We start from the raw sequence: 19,896 nt of genomic DNA on the forward strand, positions 1-19,896 counted from the left end.
TGTGTATTCCGAAACGTTTCGGATGACGATGATATAAAAATCCAAAACGTTTCGGATTTTGTTTAAAAAAAATAGTTCCAAAACGTTTTGAATCCCAGCGGTTAGCAAAAACCACTATCCGTGGTTTTTAACCGTCGATTCGCGTATTTTAAGTTCTGTTTCAAGAATTTTGATATGGGATTGTGCTTTTCCTTCCAACATTTCGATCAATAATTTAGCCGCTTCGTACCCCATCGCGAACTTATTTTGAGCAATGGTAGATAACGGCGGAGTGGTGTACGAGGCTAAAATAATGTCGTCATAGCCGATGATCGCTATTTCTTCTGGGATTCGCTTTCCTAACGTTTTCGCTGCTTTCATCACTCCGAGCGCCATTAAGTCGCTCGCGCAAAAAAACGCGGTAATTTCTGGGTGCTGCGTCAACAGCCTTACTGCTTCTTGCTCAGCCCGTTCTTCTTTAAACGCGCCATTGGCCACCAAATGCTCATGAAAAGGCAAGCCTGCTTCAAATAACGCCTCTTGAAATCCTTTCAACCGTTGTTCGCTGACGAACGCAAACTCATACCCGTTGATCATCGCAATATGCCGGTGGCCGAGCGAAATGAGATGTTGTACCGCTTTTTTCGCGCCTAGCACGTTGTCCGTCGTCACATATCCGACTGTCTCCGACTCGATCGGAATATCGATCAATACACACGGGATGTTGCTTTCGACTACTTCTTGCAAATACGGGTCATCGACGCGAATCCCTTGCAAAATGGCGCCATCTACACGACGTTCACGACATAGCTGTGTGTACGTTTTCTCCCGCTGTTTCGTTGAAGTTGTGCTAAATAGCACCATATCATAATCCACTTCACTGACATATTGATTCACGCCCGCAAGCACTTCAAATGTAAAGTTATCTTTCGTACTTTCTCGCGTCAATCCCGAAACAAGTAAGCCGATCGTTTTGGATTTGTTCATCACAAGACCGCGCGCTAACGTATTCGGGCTATAATTTAACTGTTTGGCAATCTCGATAATTTTCTGCCTCGTCTTTTCGTTTACGTCCGAGTAACCGTTCAAAGCGCGGGAAACGGTCGTAATTGAAACACCAGCAGCTTTAGCAATATCTTTAATCGTCGTCACTACTTTTTTCCTCCAAAACGTTTCGGATCCCTTTTTGATTTGAATTTTAAAACAATTTGCAACCGATTGCAACAAAAAAATTATAGAAAATTTTACATCTTCTATAATAAGTGTTGATTATCCATATATTTTTATTATACATGCAACACAGCATTTTAACGTTTTTGCTTTTTATCGAACGATTTCTGCTTCTTAATTTCGTTATAAGTTAAAAATTCCGGTTGTATATATAGATTTTTGGTTCATCGACACACCTATCTCATTTTAATCTTATCCAAACTTCCCCCAATTTTTTAAAGACAGCTCTCGCCACTTTCCGATACTAGTGCTATAATTTACCTAAAAGCGGAGGAGGGTTTTGGATGAAACGAAAAAAAGTCATGACAATTGGCAAGAAATATGGTATCGTTTTCAGCTTTTCAACACTACTTTTTGTTAGCGTTTTCATTTTTGTCGCTTTGCTTGTCAACAATATGACAAACGTCGTGAAACAAGTCGAAGAAAAAAGCGATCAATCGATTTTAATCACAGAAATTGCAGCGCTATTCAAACAAAAATATATTATTATTACCGATTACATGACGAATCCTCGTCCAGAAACATTGCAACAATATGAAGGGCAGACGAAGTTGTTTAAAGAAACCACTCAAAAGCTAAAACCTCATATAAAAACAGAGGAAGCAAAAAATATTTATAACGCTGTCATTTTAATCGATGAACAGCTGAACGAGTTGCTTTATAAAACCATTCAACCTGCCGTTTTGGAATATCGCAACCGCGGGGAACAAATTGATATTTTTGAGGTCATTAGATTTCAAAATAAAGCGGCAGTTATCCGTGATATGAGTATTGAAAAGCTTGAACAATTAAGAAACATCATCGTGAATGAACGCAACTATCTTGTCAACAAAATGAACAGCAAAATAAAGCAAAACATGACGTTAATGGTTGCCACAGTTATCGTTGCTATTGTGCTGTCAGCTGTTTCTCTAACGATCGTAAGCAGAAGAATCAGCAAATCATTCCATGAAGCAGTTGGCATATGTAAGCAGCTCGCCAGCGGAAACTTGCGAGTACAGCGAATGAACGTGACACGGACGGATGAAATCGGCGAAATTATGGCCGCGATGAACGAACTGGCTGATCACTTGCAACAATCGATCAAACAAATTCAACAATCAGCCGAATGCGTCAATGAAATGTCACAGACGTTAAAAATGAATGCTGAAACGACAACCGAAACAAACGAACAAATTACACAAGCCTTTTTACAAGTAGCGGCAGGCGCGGACGAGCAAGTCGTTGCATCGGAACGAACGAATAATGCCGTCGAGCTGATCTCGGCAAAATTGACAAATGTGACAGATCGCATAGAAAAAACAGTTCAACTAACCGATGAAGCGACCGAAAAAGTGCAGCAAGGTTCACAATTTGTTAAAGAAACGACTCACCAAATGGCGCTTATCGACGAAAAAGTAAGCCATTTATCGGAAATCATTCAAACATTGAACGAAAAATCAAATGAAATTCAACAAATCGTTAGTCTTATTACCGCTATTTCTGAACAAACGAATTTGCTTGCATTAAACGCCGCGATTGAGGCAGCGCGTGCAGGAGAACATGGAAAAGGATTTGGCGTCGTCGCTTCAGAAGTGCGGAAACTGGCCGAACAAACAGCGATTGCAGCCGGAAACATTCGCGATCTTCTTCATATTTCACACAACGAGACAAACCGTGCCGTTCAAGCGATGAGTGAAAGCAATGATGCTGTAAAACACGGGGGACAAATTATTTCGCAGCTAGAAACTATTTTCAGCCATGTGTACGATTCGATATGGGGTGTCAAAACACAAAGCGAAATCGTTCGCCAAGCTATTTTAGAAACGAATGAAAAAATGGAGATGATGACACGTTCCGCCGAAGAAATTATTCACGTTTCGAAAATGACGGCAAAAAACATCGAGCAAGTAGCGTCTGCAACAGAAGAGCAAAACGCCACTATGCAAGAGCTGCTAGCCTCTTCGCACGAACTATCTAATACAGCCAATAGCTTAAAACAAGCGATTGCTCGTTTTTCGCTTTAAACTCAATTGCCAAAAACTTGCCACTTCCTCTGTAATTGCCATTATAAATCTCCCTCCTCGCCACATACTAACATTGCAAGGCCATTTATGAAACAGGAGGAGAATAATATGGCAAGAAACAGCAACAAGTTGCTCGTACCGGGAATTGAACAAGCCCTTGATCAAATAAAATACGAAATCGCGCAAGAATTTGGCGTGCAGTTAGGTTCCGATACGCCCTCCCGTGCAAACGGTTCCGTCGGCGGCGAAATTACAAAACGGTTGATTGCACAAGCACAAAGCCAGCTTGCCGGATCGCTGCAAACAACTGAATAACATGGCTCAAGAGGCTGTCCCATTTTGGAACAGCCTCTTTTCGATTCATTGTTGTTCCGGTGTAAATGTTCGTTTCGCAAACTCGCTATCAAGCATAAAGAGAGCGTTATTATCATTTTGAATGCGCCGCAATTTTTGAATAATGCTATCAAACATCGCTTCTTCTTCGACTTGCTCATCAATAAACCATTTTAAAAAGTTGATCGTTGCATGTTCCCGCTCGTCCCACGCAATATCCGATAACTGGTAAATCCGCTTCGTCACTTCTTTTTCTTGAACGAGCGCTTTTTCAAAACAGTCCAATACAGACGTAAAGTCATTGTTCGGGGAATCAAACCCGGTAATGATCGCCCGCTCCCCTAACGCATTAATAAAATTGTAAAACTTCATCGCATGAAAACGTTCTTCTTCCGCTTGCACTAAAAAGAAATTTGCGAATCCATCTAGACTTTCCGCTGAACAATACGCGGCCATTGCCATATACGCATGTGCGGAAAAAAATTCAAAATTCATTTGCTCGTTTAATCCTTGTAATAATTTTTCGCTTATCATCTTAATCACCTCAGTTTGTTAATCCGCATGCCTATTATATCAAAAAAGGCCTTTACCGCAATCAGCAAAGACCTTTTCCTTCATTAACTTACTTTTTCATTTGCATGAACTTGACCGTTTAATGTGCTATGTTTGCGACCATACACAAAGTAAATGACGAGACCAATCAATAGCCATGAGACGAATCCAATCCACGTCATCGCTGGTAACTGAAGAACTAAATATCCGCAAAAAACAACAGCCAATAATGGAACTAGCGGGACGAGCGGAGTTTTAAACGCACGTTTTAAATTCGGTTGCGTTTTGCGTAAAATCATGATTCCAATCGACACCGTAATGAATGCAAATAGCGTTCCGATATTGGTTAGTTCTGCTAGTTTGTTTAAAGGGACAATTCCGGCAAAGAAAGCTACTAACACACCTGTTAGCCATGTATTCACAAATGGAACTTGTCTGACTGGGCTAACGTTTGAAAATACTTTTGGCAATAGGCCATCGCGGCTAATCGCATAAAATAAACGCGTTTGTCCATACATCATAACAAGCAATACCGTTGTAATACCTGCAATCGCTCCTAATGAAATAAAGCCGGCTACCCAATCTTGATCGATGTAGTTTAACGCAAACGCCACAGGATTTTTCACATTCAACTGATCATAAGGAACAATACCTGTTAATACGAGCGATACAGCAATATATAATGCGGTACAAATTAATAAAGAAGCAATAATGCCAATCGGCATACTTCGCTGTGGATTTCTTACTTCTTCAGCTGCGGTAGAAACGGCATCAAAGCCGATATAAGCAAAAAATACCGTCGCTGCCCCAGTCGCTACCCCTGAGAATCCAAACGGCATAAATGGAGTCCAGTTATCTGGTTTTACATACCAAACCCCTACAGCAAGGAACAATATCACAACTGTTACTTTAATAATAACCATAATCGAATTAAAGCGAGCAGATTTTTTTACACCACGCGTCAATAAGAATGTAATTAAAAGAACAATAAAAATAGCTGGCACGTCAATCAATGTTCCTTTTGCCGGATCGTAAGCACTTGTTAACGCTTTCGGAAGCTCAAAACCAAATCCTGCTAACAAACCTTGGAAATAACCTGACCATCCCGCTGCTACAGCTGAGGCGGCGACTCCGTATTCTAGAATTAAGTCCCATCCTAAAATCCAAGCAATTAATTCACCGAAAGCCGCATAACTATACGTATAAGCGCTTCCAGATACCGGCACGGTCGAAGCGAACTCTGCATAGCAAAGTGCGGCAAATACGCATGCAAGACCTGAAAGAATAAAGGAAAGAACAAGCGCAGGACCTGCATGTTCAGCAGCAGCAACCCCAGTCAGTACGAAAATCCCTGTACCGATGATGGCTCCGATTCCAAGCATCGTTAAATCAAACGCGCCTAGTTCCTTCTTTAACGATGATCCTTTCCCCCCTGCTTCTTTCAGAAGGACGTCAATAGGTTTCTTCCTAAATAAATTCATCTTGTTGTCTCCCCTTGTCGTTTTTTGTAGAATTTTGCCGAAGTATACGTGTAAGATTGTATACGATTCAATAATTTTTGTAAAGTTGAAAAATAAAGAAAAAGCACAATTGCTTTTCTACTTAAAGAAAGAATTTTAAAAATATTATGATTTTATTTATTTTTTAACAATTATATTTAAATTATTATTATCTTGAAATATTTGTATTCATTTTTCTAATAAACAATCTTCCAAAATGATGATTTTTTTTAAATTCGTAATTTACAAAGTTTTCTGATAAACGTATAATGAATTTGTGGCAAATTTATGAACAATTATAAGAAAGGGGGACCGTTTGAGACGTATTTTTTCCTAACTGAAATAAAAAATTACAGAGGAGGGGTTAAGTGTGGCTATTAAAGATTTTTCTTCTCAACAACAGCGAGTTTCTATCGATTACAGTCAAATTGTTCAATCATCTTCTTTTCAACAGTTAATGCGTGAAAAACGTGGATTTATTTTACCGTTTTCGTTGTTCTTTTTAGCGTTTTACTTCGCCTTGCCGATTTTAACATCATATTCAAAAGTATTAAATACTCCTGCGATTGGTTCGATCAGCTGGGCTTGGGTGTTCGCTTTTGCCCAATTTATTATGACGTGGACGCTTTGCACGATCTACTCAAAACGCGCCGCACGTTTTGATGAAATGGTAGAAAAAATCAGGCAGGAAGTAAAAGAAGGAGGCAACGTATAATGAACGGTTTAGCGTTTTCCTTGTTTTTAATCATCGTCGCCCTGACCCTCGTCATCACGTATTTTGCTTCGAAGCGAACAAAAACAACAAGCGAGTTTTACACAGCGGACAGCACGCTAACCGGCTGGCAAAACGGATTAGCAATCGCTGGAGATTACATGTCAGCTGCCTCATTTTTAGGGATTGCTGGAATGATTGCTTTAGCCGGATTTGACGGATTTTTCTACAGCATCGGTTTCCTTGTTGCTTATCTCGTCGTCCTTTACATTGTAGCGGAGCCTCTTCGCAACTTAGGAAAATACACGATGGCAGATATGATCGCCGCAAGATTCGATGATAAAAAAGTTCGCGGCGTCGCGGCGTTAAATACGATTTCCATTTCTATCTTTTATATGATTGCACAGCTTGTCGGTGCAGGCGGACTTATTAAACTTTTATTAGGCATTGATTATGTCTATTCTGTTTTAATCGTCGGCACGTTGATGACGATTTACGTTGTATTTGGCGGTATGACCGCAACGAGCTGGGTGCAAATTGTCAAAGCGGTTTTACTTATGGCAGGGACGTTCATTATTTCCATTATGGTATTTGCAAAGTTTGACTTCAATCTTGTCAAAATGTTCAATGAAGTTAAAACAGCGACTCCATTAGGCGAAGCATTTTTAAATCCTGGAAACAAATTCAAAAACCCACTTGACACTATTTCGCTCAACTTAGCTCTCATCTTAGGTACAGCAGGACTTCCGCACATTCTTATTCGCTTTTTCACAGTAAAAGACGCACCAACTGCTCGAAAATCGGTTGTATACGCTACATGGATCATCGGTTTGTTCTACGTTATGACGATTTTCTTAGGCTTCGGTGCTGCATCGTTCGTTGGCTATGATAAAATTGTTGCAGCAAACCCGGCCGGAAATATGGCGGCTCCGTTATTAGCCGAAGCGTTAGGCGGCGAGTTCTTATTCGCTTTCGTTTCTGCTGTTGCTTTCGCCACGATTTTAGCGGTTGTAGCCGGGCTTGTACTATCTGCAGCATCCGCATTTGCCCATGATTTTTACAGCCATATTATTCGCCATGGCCAAGCAACAGAAAGAGAACAAATGCTGGCAGCACGCTGGGCATCGATCGGCGTCGCGGTTTTATCCATCCTATTAGCATTGTTCGCGCAAAAAATGAACGTTGCGTTCCTTGTTGCACTAGCTTTTGCGGTTGCAGCGAGCGCGAATTTGCCAATCATTTTACTAACGATCTTTTGGAAGCGCTTTAATACAACTGGGGCGATTGTCGGCATGCTTGTCGGGTTATTCAGTTCGTTATTGCTTGTGGCGCTTAGCCCGAACGTTTGGGCACCGCAACCTGGTGTTGCCATTCTCGTTGGCGAACCGATTTTCAAACTCGCTAACCCAGGAATCGTGTCCATTCCGTTAGGTTTTATTGCGGCCGTCATTGGAACGCTTCTATCTTCGAAAAAGGCAGATGAAAAGAAATTTGATGAAATTCTCGTGAAAGCGAATACAGGAATTAAAGAATTAGCAAATTAAAAAAAAAGGCTGAATTCGGAAATATTCCGAGTTCAGCCTTTTTTAATTTTCTTCGTGTTCACCATCATTTTCTTCGTTCTCACCATCTGACATATTTCCATCATCTTCATTTTTCTCTTTGTTGTCTTCAAATTTTATTTTTTTACCGCTGAAAAATACTAGTTCAATCTCTAAACTAGCGTAATTTTCTACATTAAACGTTTGTTTTACTTCATTAGCAATGTCTTCCATATTCATATTTTGTGAAAATGTGATCGTTTTAAGAAAGTCGTCTACGCTAGTGCCCCGAAAACTCCCTGATTCATCGATGATTTTACCTTTAGATTTATTACGTTGAATTTTGTATTCGACTTTGATTTTCTTATCTTCTAGCGTCACTAATTCGATTTTTAATTTTTTTACTTCATTTGTATCAATGATTCCATTTTTGTTCCAGTCTTCTTTTCCGTCTTCAAACCCATCGTCGTCGCTGTCTCGATCTAGCGGATTCTCTTTTGCTTCAAATTCAACCACATTCGACAATCCGTCGTCATCTAAGTCTTCATCTCCATCTAATGTACCATCTTTATCCGTATCACTAACATTTGGGTTTAACTTAATTTTGAATTCCTGCTGATTTGTTAATGAATCGTTGTCTTTATCCTCTTGTCCATCTTTGATACGATCCTTATCTGTATCATTTACGATTGGATTCGTCTGTACAATAAATTCCTGTTTGGTTGTTAATCCGTCAGCATCATTATCTTCATATGCATCAGATTTTCCATCTTTATCTGTATCGCTTAATGCCGGATTGAGTTTTGCCTTCAGTTCTTGTAAATTCGTTAAACCATCTTTATCGCTATCTTCATCACTGTCGTTAATTTTATCGTGGTCCGTATCTTTTTGAATCGGGTTTAAGTTTAGTTGATACTCAACAATATTACTTAATCCGTCTTTGTCGTTGTCTTTTTTTGCAACATCTTTCCCTAATCCAAGTTTAAACTTTAGTTCCCACGCATCATCAATATTATCTTTGTTTTTATCAACAACTCTTTGTTTTTTTCCTTTTTCCGCTTTTCCTTTCGCTTCTGCAAGCTGAAATCCTTGGAAGAAAATAAGCGAAAAAGCAATTGCGCCCGCTAAAAACTTTTTTAGCTGTTTCATAGTGCACTCTCCCCTTTACTAAATATTGATTTCGGAAGCTGGCTGGCATAGTGAAACTTCACTTTAGCCCCTGTAGCTTTGCGTCGCTACGTTTCCATAGCTTTGCCTTTATCGTTGCAATATTCAGTAAAAAATAAAACAACGACTTATCTTCACTTTCTCAAACTCTTTGCAGTTTGTCTATAGGTAAAATGATTTATGTAATCATGATGCTAGATTCCTATCATTTTTGTGAAATATTTGTCAGTTCCCGTTTTCATTGGAGTTGGAAACAAAAAAGCGCGACGAACAGTGACAAGCACTGTTCGTCTACTCACGGACGATACGTTTTCTCTGTAACAGTATATACATCTACTTGGCGGCGGTCAACTTCATAACCAATTCCTGGTTTATCTAGTACAGTAATCATGCCATGGTGAACAACGACTTCCGGCTGAATAATATCTTTCTCCCAATAATACGAAGAAGCCGCTGTATCGCCTGGCATGACGAAGTTTTCCAACGTTGTGATGGCGATATTGTGAGCTCTTCCTACCCCTGATTCCAGCATGCCGCCGCACCAAACGGGAATGTTATGTTCTTGACATAAGTCGTGAATGCGTTTCGCCTCTGTCAACCCGCCGACACGCCCAATTTTTATATTGATCACTCGGCAGCTTCCGAGCTTGATCGCCTTTCTTGCATCTTCATACGAATGAATGCTTTCATCTAAGCAAATCGGCGTGCTTAGTTGTGACTGCAATGCTGCATGATCAACGATATCATCAGCGGCGAGCGGTTGTTCGATCATCATAAGCTGAAATTCATCAAGCGCTTTCAAACGGTCGATGTCTTGCAGTGAATAAGCGGAGTTGGCATCAGCCATTAACGGAACATTCGGAAAACGGCGGTGAACTTCACGAACGACATCAACGTCCCAACCTGGTTTAATTTTCAGTTTGATCCGCCGATATCCTTCGCTTACATATCGCTCCACAACGCGCAATAAATCATCCACGCTTTTTTGAATGCCGATGCTAATCCCAACTTCGATTTCTTTCTTTGTTCCACCGAGCGCTTTACTTAACGATATGTTCTGTTTCTTCGCAAAAAGATCCCACACTGCCCCTTCAATCGCTGATTTCGCCATATTGTTTTTTCGAATCGTTGAAAAACGTTGGCGCAACTCGTCAGGATGTTTGATCGGCGTTTGAAATACAAGCGGTAATAAAAAATCTTCTAACATATGCCAGTTCGTTTTGACCGTTTCTTCGTTGTACCATGGAGAATGAAACGCCACCGATTCGCCCCAACCTGACACGCCATCTTCATCGATCACTTCCACTAAAATAAATTCTTTTGTCGTAAACGCTCCAAAACTTGTAGCAAACGGAGATTTTAATTCCATCTGTAAATGCCGTAAAATAACTTGTTTGATTTTCATTGACCGCTTCTCCCTTCATACAATGGCGGCTTATCCCGCTTGATTAAAACGTAGTATAGAACAGGCTCGTTTTCGTTTCGCAGCACATGAGCAACTGCCCAGCCTGCTTGAAACAACCGAGTAAATACTTCGCGCGTTTTGTAGCGCCAATCTAATGCTAACTCATGATCTTTCTCTTTTAAGTGCTGAAAGTGAAGCGGGATAGGGACGAACAAAAACGGTTGATCATAAAAAGATTCCCACTCTTTTGCTGGGAAAACGGCCTCCGGTTCACCGTTTGTCCTCTCTTTCCAATCAAGCACTTCCGCTTCCGGTGATCGATGAATTTGTGAAAACATCCGATGCCGCTCCTCTAAATAAGCGCTGCCAATGTGCCATTCGACATAAAACCGGTCAGACGGCAATCGCTTATTGAGCGCATCGTTCATTTCTCCATAACAATTTTCAATATACTCCGAACAAACGGCTCCGAGTTTGACGATGTTTAAATAGCCGTTGCGGCTCTCAAGCGGATCGTACGTCCAGCGAATATTTCGGTACCCCGCCTTCATTGCTTCCTCTGCTTGTGCCTTTTTTAACATATACCCGATCCCACGATTGCGAAACGCTTCATCAATTCCGAGCATATGAGAGCACAAATACACTTCGCCGTTTTTGTATCCCGGAAAGCTATAGACAAATCCGACCATTCGCTCCGCGACATATGCGCCGATGACGATTCCGCCGTTTTTCGCTACCGTTAACGTTTGATGAATCGGCGTAGGGTTTGCTTTCCATACATGTTGTTCTAACTGAGCCATTTTCTGTAGTTCTTCAATCGTATCAATTTTTCGTAGCAAAATGTCCAACGTTTTTCTCCCCTTGCGGCTGTGCATAGTGAAATGTTTCCATCACCGTTCTTGCCAATATTTCAATGCCAATCAGTAAATCTTCACGGCGAAACGTCATCTGCGGATGATGCAATCCCGGCATTAAATCGCAGCCGAGACCAAGCATCGTCGTTTTCAATGACGGCTTCATGACCGAATAAAAATGAAAATCTTCTCCTCCTGATGTCACAACAGGTGGGGCACATTTTTCTGCACCAATCGTTTCCATAATCGCTTGTTTCATAATACGCTGCGCTTCCGGATGTACTTGAGCCGCCACGATGCGAACACCTTGATGCAAAACAATTTCCGCTCCGTAAATCACAGAAACTCCTTTTACGACATTTTGTAAATGTTCAACTAATTGCTCCATAATTTCATTCGTTTGCGCCCGCAAATCAAGGGTAAATGTTGCGTGTTCTGGAATGATGTTAGCGCTTTTCGCCCCCGCATGAAACCGCGTCATTTTAATCGATGCCGGCACTTGCGGATCGACATGAATTTTTCCTAATTCTTGCACAAGCGCGCTTCCGACTTCAATGGCGTTGACGCCGAGATGCGGTCTAGCAGCATGTGCCGCCACTCCTTTAATTTCTCCTTCGATTATTTGCGCCGCTCCGTGTAAAATCGCCGGGGAAGCATAGCCGCTTCTTAATTCTTGAATCGGTCGCAAATGCACACCATATAAAAAATCAACGTCATCGACGACTCCTTTTTCGATCATTTTCAATGCACCTGTTCCCGTTTCTTCCGCCGGTTGAAATAAAATTTTTAATTTTCCCGGCGGGCGATAACCAATGCGGTTGAACAATTTCACGACCCCTAGTGCCATCGTCATGTGGGCATCATGGCCGCACGCATGGTTCGCTTGCCATTTTTCGTTCACTTCTTGCCAAAGCGCATCCATATCGGCACGCAAGGCAACTGTAAAAGAACCGCTTCCGATTTCACCGACAACACCGGTGCAATCGGAAAACGTCTGAACCCGATATCCTTCCTGAATTAATTGCTGTTTTAAAAATTCGGTTGTTTTGAATTCTTCCCAGCTGATTTCGGGATGTTGGTGAAGATGGTCAAACACTTCCCATAATTCTTCTTGTATGCTCTCCAACGCCTTTTTCACATTTTCTCTCTCCCCGTTAATGCTGACATGCAACTATTGTTGAATATATTATAATATTCAAAAAAAATGTTTCAAGTAGTACAAAAACCTTTTGAAGCGCCAAAATTGAATGGATACATAAAATGGCGCACAAACTCACAAACAGTTTGATACACCATTTTTGTTGTGACATCAAGGCTTTTATACAGTTACATTTGTTTCATCTTTGTTGAATAACAAATCCGTTTCTTTTCCCCATGTATTATCAAATACTAATTTTTGCAATTCTTTGCGTGTTTCCCAGTTTTTTATTTCAAGTAGCGGTCTTTCTGGATAATTTTCGGTATAACCGATGGAAATTAGTGCAACCGGATCAATATGATACGGAATTTGAAGAATTCTTCGAACATCCGCTTTTTTATAAAAGCTCACCCATCCCATTGCTAAACCTTCTGCATATGCCGCTAACCACATGTTTTGAATTGCACAGCTAACGGACATAATATCTGTTTCAGGAATTGAATTTCTCCCTAATACATGATCACCACCCCGGAACGGATCGCACGTTACACAGATCGTTAAAGGGGCTTCAGTAATGCCCGCTATTTTTAATTCAAGAAATTTCAAATCCCGATCTGTACCTTCATAATGAATGGCTAACGCACGCCGCTCCTTTTCTACAATTTGCGCTAATTGCTCCTTTATGTGATCTTCCGTTATTAAAATAAAATTCCAAGGCTGCATAAATCCAACGGAAGGTGCGTGATGAGCTGCTAGCAATATGTTTTTGAGTTTTTCTATAGGGATAGGATTTTTTAAAAACGTTCTAATATCTCGGCGATTATAAATTGCTTTATATACCCCCATTTTTTCTTCCTTTGAAAGACGATTCACAGTTTCCACCTCCTGAGAGTACACCAGAATATATATACATTTTAAATAAGTTAATGAAAAACATAAAGCCCTTCATGTTTCTATATAAATGCAATTTGGAACTTTAACGTTTTCGGCTTTTATGGAGTAATCGGTATGCTTCGACTGTCGGGTGACCGAACAACACCGCTTCCAGACAAATACATTTGTCTGTGAAACGATTGGTTGGTCGGTCCTCTGTCACGCGAAGGCGTGACGAAGACAAGTCACAGACTTGCCTCCGACAGTCGAAAAAATAGGGGGCCTGCTTTTTCGTCAGCCATAAGTTTAACCTCCCAGTTGTATTTATATAAATTCACAGAAAAAGGAGATGTCCACAAAAAGACATCTCCTATCGCATATTCGCCGGACGTTCAATGATTTGATCATTATAAAAAATCGTTTTTAAATCACGTTCGATTTCTTCAAAAGGGCGGCCATAACGAATATTGTTATCAATGACGCGAACGCGGTTATACATGCTCGGATTAGAAACGACGCGCACATGCTTCCCTTTTGTGTACGGCGTAATCGCTTGTGCCACTCGTTGTTCGATACGATCTGTATTTGCCGCTTTCGTCGCAATCGCTACTAACACGTGATCGTTATAAACAAGGGCACGGGCATCGTCGACTTGCTTCACATTAGCCGCCCGCTTGGCGACCGTCTCTGCTAAACGTCCGTCGTAGTGATCATAATAAGACGGATGCGTTCTCGCGTTCATCGGATTTAAATGTCCATGATAATTTTTGTCCGCTGCTCCAAAATCGGCTCCAAGTGGAAGCGTCGGGGCTACCATATCAAAACGATCCCTTCGGATCATATCGACACCAAAAAAATCCGCAAACGGACCGTTTTGGTTGTCCATCATATACGCATTCCCATAATTTTCGCGATTCGTTCCATAACGGCCATACATATATTGATCGACTTTTTGATCGGTTGAATAATAGCCAATGGGGCGCGTTTCATCGCGATAGCGAGTCGTTCGATCTTCCGCGTAATTGGCACATGCCGCAAGACCGCTCATACAACAAACGACGCCTAATGCTGCGATCGTTTTTCTCAACGGAAAACCCCCCTTATTTGCCTTCGGGCCAAACGTGCCAGCCCATTTTTAGCTTGGCAAATAAGCGAGGGTTTTATCACTGTCAGTTCGCGGCAACATTAAAATTTTGGCGGTGCAATTGCCAATTGGCGTTTATGATGGGAACGGCTATGCAATCTTTCAATAATTTGCCGGTCTTTTTCCGGAATTTCTTCTCCTTTTAAATATTTGTCGATCATTTCATATGTTGTCCCCATTTCGCTTTCATCTGTTTGGCCTTCCCAAAGTCCTGCGCTCGGCGCTTTTGTAATAATTTCTTCTGGAACACCGAGAATACGCGCCATTTCCCGCACTTCTCCTTTTGTAAAATGAACAAGCGGAACTAAATCCACACCGCCATCCCCATATTTTGTGAAATATCCTGTATGCCATTCTGCCGCATTGTCCGTTCCGACTACGATATAACCGTAATTGTTGGCCACCGCATACAGCGTTGTCATGCGCAAACGCGCCCTTGTGTTCGCATCGCCAAGCCGCGCTGCTTCTTCGTTCCACTCCCCTTTTTCTTTCAGTTGTTTTTCAATTTCGCTAAACAACGTTTGATGCGTTTCCGTTAAATCAATCACAAAATGTTTTATTCCGCAACTTGCCACTACTTTTAACGCATCTTCTTTATCTTTCGGATTGCTTTTGCAAGGCATAATAAGCCCCAGTGAGTTGTCAGGAAACGCCCGTTTAATTAAATGAGTGACAACAGCAGAGTCAATACCGCCGCTAATTCCGACGATCGCTCCATTCAACCCAGCATTGTGCACTTGTTCACGAAGCCATTCAATCAATTTTTCAATTTTTTGTTTCATCATCCACACCCGACTCCCTTTCACGAAAAGTGATATATACGTTATCTTATCACATCGATGATTTTTTGCACAAACTGTTTGCGACGTTCGAAATCAGGGAGCGAAAAAGGTTTGTTCCTTCGCACAAGAAACCGGCATTCACGCATGAAATCGGCAGGAAACAGGAGCGCCACTAAAAACCAAGGCTTAGCTAACAGCGATTGAAACGCCGCCCATCTCTCTAAATAAGCGAGCGACCATTGAACATGCGGCAAGATGCGGTTAGCGTACTGCAAATAATCGATGCTGGGCGGCGCAACAGCGATTAAATCATAATCGATTAAATATGTGGTCCCTTGCTCGGTCCGCAAAAAATTATGCGATGCGACATCGCCGTGAATAACCGCGTTTTCTTCCAACGTAAACGAATGAAAAAATTTCGGAAATTGCTCAAAAAAATATTGGGCGCACTGCAACATAAATGAAAGTTCCTCGTTTACCATAATTCGTTTCATCGCTGGCAAATAATAAAGAAAAAGCTGATAACGCTGCTTCCATTTTTCATAAAGCGGATAACGCGGAATCATTGTTGTAAGAAACGGATGATGCAACAATTGCGGAGAACATGAATGATACTCCTTAAGCAAGAGAATCCCAGCGTTCCGGTCTTCTTCATCGGCAAATGTGAATGTCCGGCTAGATGGAATATATGTTTGCAACGTCCAATACGCGCTTTGAAATAAAACCATTCCTTCAATAGAAGGCGCAGCTTGAAACTGTGCTTTTTTTAATAAACGGATGAACATTTGTTGCCGAGAAGCTTCAAAAAAAGAAGGATATTTTTTCAATATCCAATTCCCCCGATCGCTATCAATGATCCATACATGAGGCTTAATGATTGTCATATGTTTCACACACACTCCATATTCCGCTTCAAGAAGAGGAAAGAGACGATATTGTATATCGTCTCTTGTTTGTTTATTCATCGCCGTCACTGCTTTCTCCATATTCCGGCATCATGAAAAATGGCTGCTGATTTGGTGAAAAAGCGGAAGGTTGTACAGTCGGATAGTGTGCTGGTTGCACCGGTATTTGTGGAAATGGGTAAACCGAAGCTCCCGTTTGCTGGGTTGTCGGATACGTCGGCGAATAATAGGCAGGAGCTGTTGGCGCATATGGTTGCGGATATGCTGGCAGCTGCCATCCGTAGCTTGGCATCAGTGGCGGTGCATATCCTCCCGCTGTTGGCAGCGCGGCAGTCATCGCTTGTTCACCAGTTGGCTGTGATGTCGGCGGAAGCGGCGGCATCCATTCATGCGATTCGCTGCTGCTTTCGTGAATTCCCGGAAACAGATGCGAACTGCTTTCTACATGAAACGACATTGGCGGCGAAGTTGGGTAACCGACCGGCAGCATCGGAACCGGTGGATAATAAAACCCATATCCAGGCATGACTGGTGTGACAGGAACACACGGCTGCTCTTGCGGCAATGCGGCTATATTCGGTTGTGTCGGCAGAGCATATCCCGATTGTTGCGATTGCGGCAGCATTGGAACATATGGAACGGTTGGCAATTCCGGTGGCAAATCATCATGAGCGGCTTTTTCTGGACTTTCTGTATCATCCACATCCGGCTTCATCATGTTTGGTAAAATATTGACCGGTTTCGGCGGAAGCGGCGGCATACCTGTAATTGGCTTGACAAAATTAGGATTGGGCTGCGGTGAAACAGGCGGGATGATATGTGTCAATGGAGCAGCATGCTCGGTGTTTTCTACCGGTTTTTCTTGCTTTGTTTCATATGTTGGTGTTTTCGGCACTTCTTTTGGCGCTTCTACAACCGGCGCCTTCGGTGGTTTTTTTGGCGCTTCTGCCACTGGCGCTTTCGGTGCTTCTTTCGCCGGCTCTGTCACCGGCGCTTTCGGTGCTTCTTTCGCCGGCTCTGTCACCGGCGCTTTCGGCGCTTCTTTCGCCGGCGGATTTACGTTCACATTCGGCGCGATTTCCGTTTCTATGTTAAAGGAAACAAACGGCTTCGCTTCTGCGTATGGATGTTCATAAATTGGTTCTTCTTTCTTCGGATGCATATGGATAATGGTTTCTTTCTTTTGAATTTCTTTTTTTACCGGAACACCCGCTGTCGGAATTTTAATTTTCATTCCCGGCATAATTAAATCCGGATCGCTGAGATGACCGTTCATTTTTTTCAATTGCTCAAAATCAATCCCGTATTTTTGCGCAATTTTCCAAAGCGTATCGCCTTTTTGGACAATATGGATTTTCACTCCGTTCCCCTCCTACACCCACACGGTTGGAATTATATCCTATTCATTGATTGTCGCCATCATCCTTCAACATAACTTATGAAACGAACCGCAAATTTATGATAAAAAAATAAAAGGGCATCCTAAGTGGACCCCTTCTTTTTCGTTTCAAGCAAGCACAAGCATTCTCTCTAATGCCTGCACCGCCTCTTTCGCTATGGAAGCCGGAACGGTAATTTGATTGATGACTTTTCCTTGCTCTAACGATTCTAACGCCCAGAGAAAATGAGGCAAGTCGATCCGGTTCATCGTTAAACAAGGACACATATAAGGATTGAGCGAAACAATTTCTTTATCAGGATGTTGCTGGATCAGGCGGTTGACTAAGTTCATTTCCGTTCCGATCGCCCATTTGCTTCCTGCTGGCGCGTTGCGAATTGTTTCAATAATATATTTCGTCGAGCCGGCATAGTCAGATTTTTGCACGACTTCCCAGCTGCATTCCGGATGAACGATAATGTTCATATCCGGTTTCGTTTTGCGAATATGTTCGATATGCTTAACGGTAAAATTTTCATGAACCGAGCAATGCCCTTTCCAAAGAATGACTTTCACCCGATTAATGTCGCCTTCATATTCGAGCGAATCGGTCAGCGGATCCCACACCGCCATTTCATCAAGCGCAACGCCGAGTTTATAAGCGGTATTCCTTCCTAAATGCTGATCCGGCAGGAAAAAGATTCGCTCTTTTTCCGTAAACGCCCATGCGACCATTTTTTCCGCGTTCGAAGATGTCACCGTCGCTCCGCCGTTTCGGCCGACAAACGCTTTAATGGCCGCGGTAGAGTTGACGTATGTTAACGGTAAAATCGTATCGCCGAACATTTCCTGCAAGATCGGCCACGCCCGCTCGACTTGTGCTAAATCCGCCATATCGGCCATCGAACAGCCGGCACGCATATCCGGTAAAATGACTTTTTGATCGTCCGCTGTTAAAATATCCGCCGTTTCCGCCATAAAATGAACGCCGCAAAAAACGATGTATTCGGCTTGTTTATTTTTCGCTGCCACTTGCGCAAGCTGCAACGAATCTCCTGTCGCATCGGCAAACTGAATGACTTCATCTTTTTGGTAATGATGACCTGGAATAAACAACCGGCCCCCTAATTTTTCTTTAATTTCCCGCACGCGCGTTTCCATTTCTTCGACGCTCATCGTTTTGTACACTTCCGGCATATTGTCTTGTTTTCGCATCATTTCCAATACGTTCATCATGTCTCCCCCTATTTCCATCCGGTACTGTCAAAAGTTTTAAAGACGTACCCCGATTTTTTGTTGATTTTACGCAATGAATGATAAAAAAAGCTTGCCACCCCTGTTGTTTGCGGTATGATTGAGGTAACGACACACACAACCACCCAAACAAAGGAGTGACAAGCTTGTTACCTCAATTATTAGCGTATTTGTTTGAAATAATCAAGACCCAATATCAAATTATTATTTATTTGATGGGTGTTCTTCTCGGGAAGTCCCTCACCGACGTGGATGACGAAGAACCCGTGCGTAAGCCGTATCAGAAACTTCAAGTCGATGAGCTACCGGTCATCGAAACGCTTCCGCGTCTGGACTACCGCCAACTTCTTGCCGAGTACGAACAAAAGCATGGGCGACCGTTAAAGCCGATTCAACGACGCGCCAACGCCAAAACCACCGTTCCAGACCGATTAACCTGTCCGCAATGCCAAGCACCCTCTGCCTATTTGTATGCCAACAATGGCGGAAAGGGACAGTATCAGTGCAAAGTGTGCAATGGTCGATTCAATCACCGAAGCCGGTTTGCCAAGCAAGTCATCATGCGTTGTCCGCACTGCTTAAAGACACTGGAGAAAATCAAAGAACGCAAGGATTACTACATCTACAAATGCAAAAACGATGATTGTTCGTTTTACCAAACGAACCTTCGGCGCATGAACAAAAGTGAACGGAAACGGTTCAAACAGAAACCCCATGCCTTTAAAGTTCGGTACCTTTACCGCGAATTTCTGTTTGACTTTCGTCCATTGGCACCGTCCTCTCCGAAAAAGCCAAAGGTGGATTTGTCCCGTCTGTCGGTGTCTTCTCACATCCTTGGGCTGATTTTGACGTATCACGTCAACTACGGGATGTCTTCCCGAAAAACAGCGGGCGTCATGAAGGACGTGCATGGGGTGTCGATTTCCCATCAGACCATCATTAACTATGCCAACAGTGTCGCGCTGATTGTCAAGCCTTTCATCGATCACTTTCCTTACGAGCTGTCTGGCTCCTTTTGTGGGGACGAGACGTACATTCGCGTCAAAGGACGTTGGCATTACTTGTTCTTTATGTTGGATGCCGTGAAAAAGATCGTATTGTCTTATCGCGTTTCGCCCAATCGAGATACGCTGTCTGCGATTCG

General features: G+C 42.4%; 18 protein-coding genes and 1 riboswitch. Of the genes, 5 read left to right on the plus strand and 13 right to left on the minus strand.

Translation table 11 applies throughout. The annotated features are described in order from the left end of the window. Positions 1-114: 114 nt before the first annotated feature. On the minus strand, positions 115-1,131 hold the full coding sequence (locus tag HNQ34_RS04990; protein WP_183252156.1) for a LacI family DNA-binding transcriptional regulator: 1,017 nt from the start codon (positions 1,129-1,131) through the stop codon (positions 115-117). A gap of 362 nt (positions 1,132-1,493) precedes the next feature. Between HNQ34_RS04990 and HNQ34_RS04995 the strand changes: the two genes are divergently transcribed. Together HNQ34_RS04995 and HNQ34_RS05000 are read left to right on the plus strand one after the other, a co-directional pair. Next, the gene (locus tag HNQ34_RS04995) at positions 1,494-3,215 is read left to right on the plus strand and encodes a methyl-accepting chemotaxis protein (RefSeq protein WP_183252158.1); all 1,722 of its coding nucleotides are present in this window, start codon (positions 1,494-1,496) and stop codon (positions 3,213-3,215) included. Positions 3,216-3,323: 108 nt separating this feature from the next. Beyond that, positions 3,324-3,530, plus strand: a complete 207-nt coding sequence (locus HNQ34_RS05000; protein WP_221277282.1) for an alpha/beta-type small acid-soluble spore protein — start codon at positions 3,324-3,326, stop codon at positions 3,528-3,530. Between the two features lie 45 nt (positions 3,531-3,575). On the opposite strand, the gene HNQ34_RS05005 is transcribed toward HNQ34_RS05000, so the two are convergent. Together HNQ34_RS05005 and HNQ34_RS05010 are read right to left on the minus strand one after the other, a co-directional pair. Further along, positions 3,576-4,082 (minus strand): ferritin, encoded by a 507-nt coding sequence (locus tag HNQ34_RS05005; protein WP_183252162.1) that lies wholly within the window; start codon positions 4,080-4,082, stop codon positions 3,576-3,578. An 83-nt stretch (positions 4,083-4,165) separates the two neighbouring features. Continuing rightward, positions 4,166-5,581: an amino acid permease gene (locus HNQ34_RS05010; RefSeq protein ID WP_183252164.1), complete on the minus strand. Its 1,416-nt coding sequence runs from the start codon at positions 5,579-5,581 to the stop codon at positions 4,166-4,168. A 388-nt stretch (positions 5,582-5,969) separates the two neighbouring features. On the opposite strand from HNQ34_RS05010, the gene HNQ34_RS05015 reads away from it, so the two are divergent. Both HNQ34_RS05015 and HNQ34_RS05020 read left to right on the plus strand, forming a co-directional pair. Next, complete coding sequence (locus HNQ34_RS05015; protein WP_183252166.1) at positions 5,970-6,314, plus strand: DUF485 domain-containing protein; 345 nt, start codon at positions 5,970-5,972, stop codon at positions 6,312-6,314. Continuing rightward, the gene (locus HNQ34_RS05020) at positions 6,314-7,855 is read left to right on the plus strand and encodes a solute symporter family protein (protein ID WP_183252168.1); all 1,542 of its coding nucleotides are present in this window, start codon (positions 6,314-6,316) and stop codon (positions 7,853-7,855) included. The genes HNQ34_RS05015 and HNQ34_RS05020 overlap by 1 nt, the downstream gene beginning before the upstream one ends. 42 nt (positions 7,856-7,897) lie before the next feature. Here the strand turns inward: HNQ34_RS05020 and HNQ34_RS05025 are convergent, their stop codons facing one another. The 10 genes from HNQ34_RS05025 to nadA all read right to left on the minus strand — a co-directional run bounded on the left by HNQ34_RS05025 (position 7,898) and on the right by nadA (position 18,731). Further along, positions 7,898-9,001, minus strand: coding sequence for a hypothetical protein (locus HNQ34_RS05025; RefSeq protein ID WP_183252171.1), 1,104 nt, complete (start codon positions 8,999-9,001; stop codon positions 7,898-7,900). 30 nt (positions 9,002-9,031) lie between these two features. Then, a riboswitch (cyclic di-GMP riboswitch) is annotated at positions 9,032-9,118 on the minus strand. 196 nt (positions 9,119-9,314) lie between these two features. After that, the gene (gene menC, locus HNQ34_RS05030; RefSeq protein ID WP_183252173.1) at positions 9,315-10,424 is read right to left on the minus strand and encodes an o-succinylbenzoate synthase; all 1,110 of its coding nucleotides are present in this window, start codon (positions 10,422-10,424) and stop codon (positions 9,315-9,317) included. Further along, entirely contained in the window at positions 10,421-11,272 is an 852-nt protein-coding gene (locus tag HNQ34_RS05035) for a GNAT family N-acetyltransferase (RefSeq protein ID WP_183252175.1), read from the minus strand. Before HNQ34_RS05035 ends, menC begins: the two co-directional genes overlap by 4 nt. Then, positions 11,247-12,416 carry a M20 peptidase aminoacylase family protein gene (locus tag HNQ34_RS05040; RefSeq protein WP_183252177.1) on the minus strand — a complete coding sequence of 390 codons (1,170 nt, stop codon included), beginning with the start codon at positions 12,414-12,416 and terminating at the stop codon, positions 11,247-11,249. Before HNQ34_RS05040 ends, HNQ34_RS05035 begins: the two co-directional genes overlap by 26 nt. A 180-nt stretch (positions 12,417-12,596) precedes the next feature. Further along, entirely contained in the window at positions 12,597-13,289 is a 693-nt protein-coding gene (gene bluB, locus HNQ34_RS05045; protein WP_183252179.1) for a 5,6-dimethylbenzimidazole synthase, read from the minus strand. 370 nt (positions 13,290-13,659) lie between these two features. Then, the gene (locus HNQ34_RS05050; RefSeq protein WP_409978352.1) at positions 13,660-14,376 is read right to left on the minus strand and encodes a YhcN/YlaJ family sporulation lipoprotein; all 717 of its coding nucleotides are present in this window, start codon (positions 14,374-14,376) and stop codon (positions 13,660-13,662) included. Positions 14,377-14,474: 98 nt separating this feature from the next. Further along, entirely contained in the window at positions 14,475-15,215 is a 741-nt protein-coding gene (gene nadE / locus HNQ34_RS05055) for an NAD(+) synthase (protein WP_183252248.1), read from the minus strand. Positions 15,216-15,256: 41 nt separating this feature from the next. Next, positions 15,257-16,201 (minus strand): phosphotransferase, encoded by a 945-nt coding sequence (locus HNQ34_RS05060; RefSeq protein ID WP_183252182.1) that lies wholly within the window; start codon positions 16,199-16,201, stop codon positions 15,257-15,259. Continuing rightward, positions 16,173-17,480: a SafA/ExsA family spore coat assembly protein gene (gene safA / locus HNQ34_RS05065; RefSeq protein ID WP_183252184.1), complete on the minus strand. Its 1,308-nt coding sequence runs from the start codon at positions 17,478-17,480 to the stop codon at positions 16,173-16,175. The genes HNQ34_RS05060 and safA overlap by 29 nt, the downstream gene beginning before the upstream one ends. A 147-nt stretch (positions 17,481-17,627) precedes the next feature. Beyond that, positions 17,628-18,731 (minus strand): quinolinate synthase NadA, encoded by a 1,104-nt coding sequence (nadA, locus tag HNQ34_RS05070; protein WP_183252186.1) that lies wholly within the window; start codon positions 18,729-18,731, stop codon positions 17,628-17,630. A 167-nt stretch (positions 18,732-18,898) separates the two neighbouring features. Between nadA and HNQ34_RS05075 the strand changes: the two genes are divergently transcribed. Continuing rightward, the coding region (locus HNQ34_RS05075; RefSeq protein WP_221277285.1) for a DDE-type integrase/transposase/recombinase at positions 18,899-19,896 on the plus strand (998 nt) is incomplete at its 3' end.

This window comes from Anoxybacteroides tepidamans (assembly GCF_014201465.1).
GTDB lineage: Bacteria > Bacillota > Bacilli > Bacillales > Anoxybacillaceae > Anoxybacteroides > Anoxybacteroides tepidamans.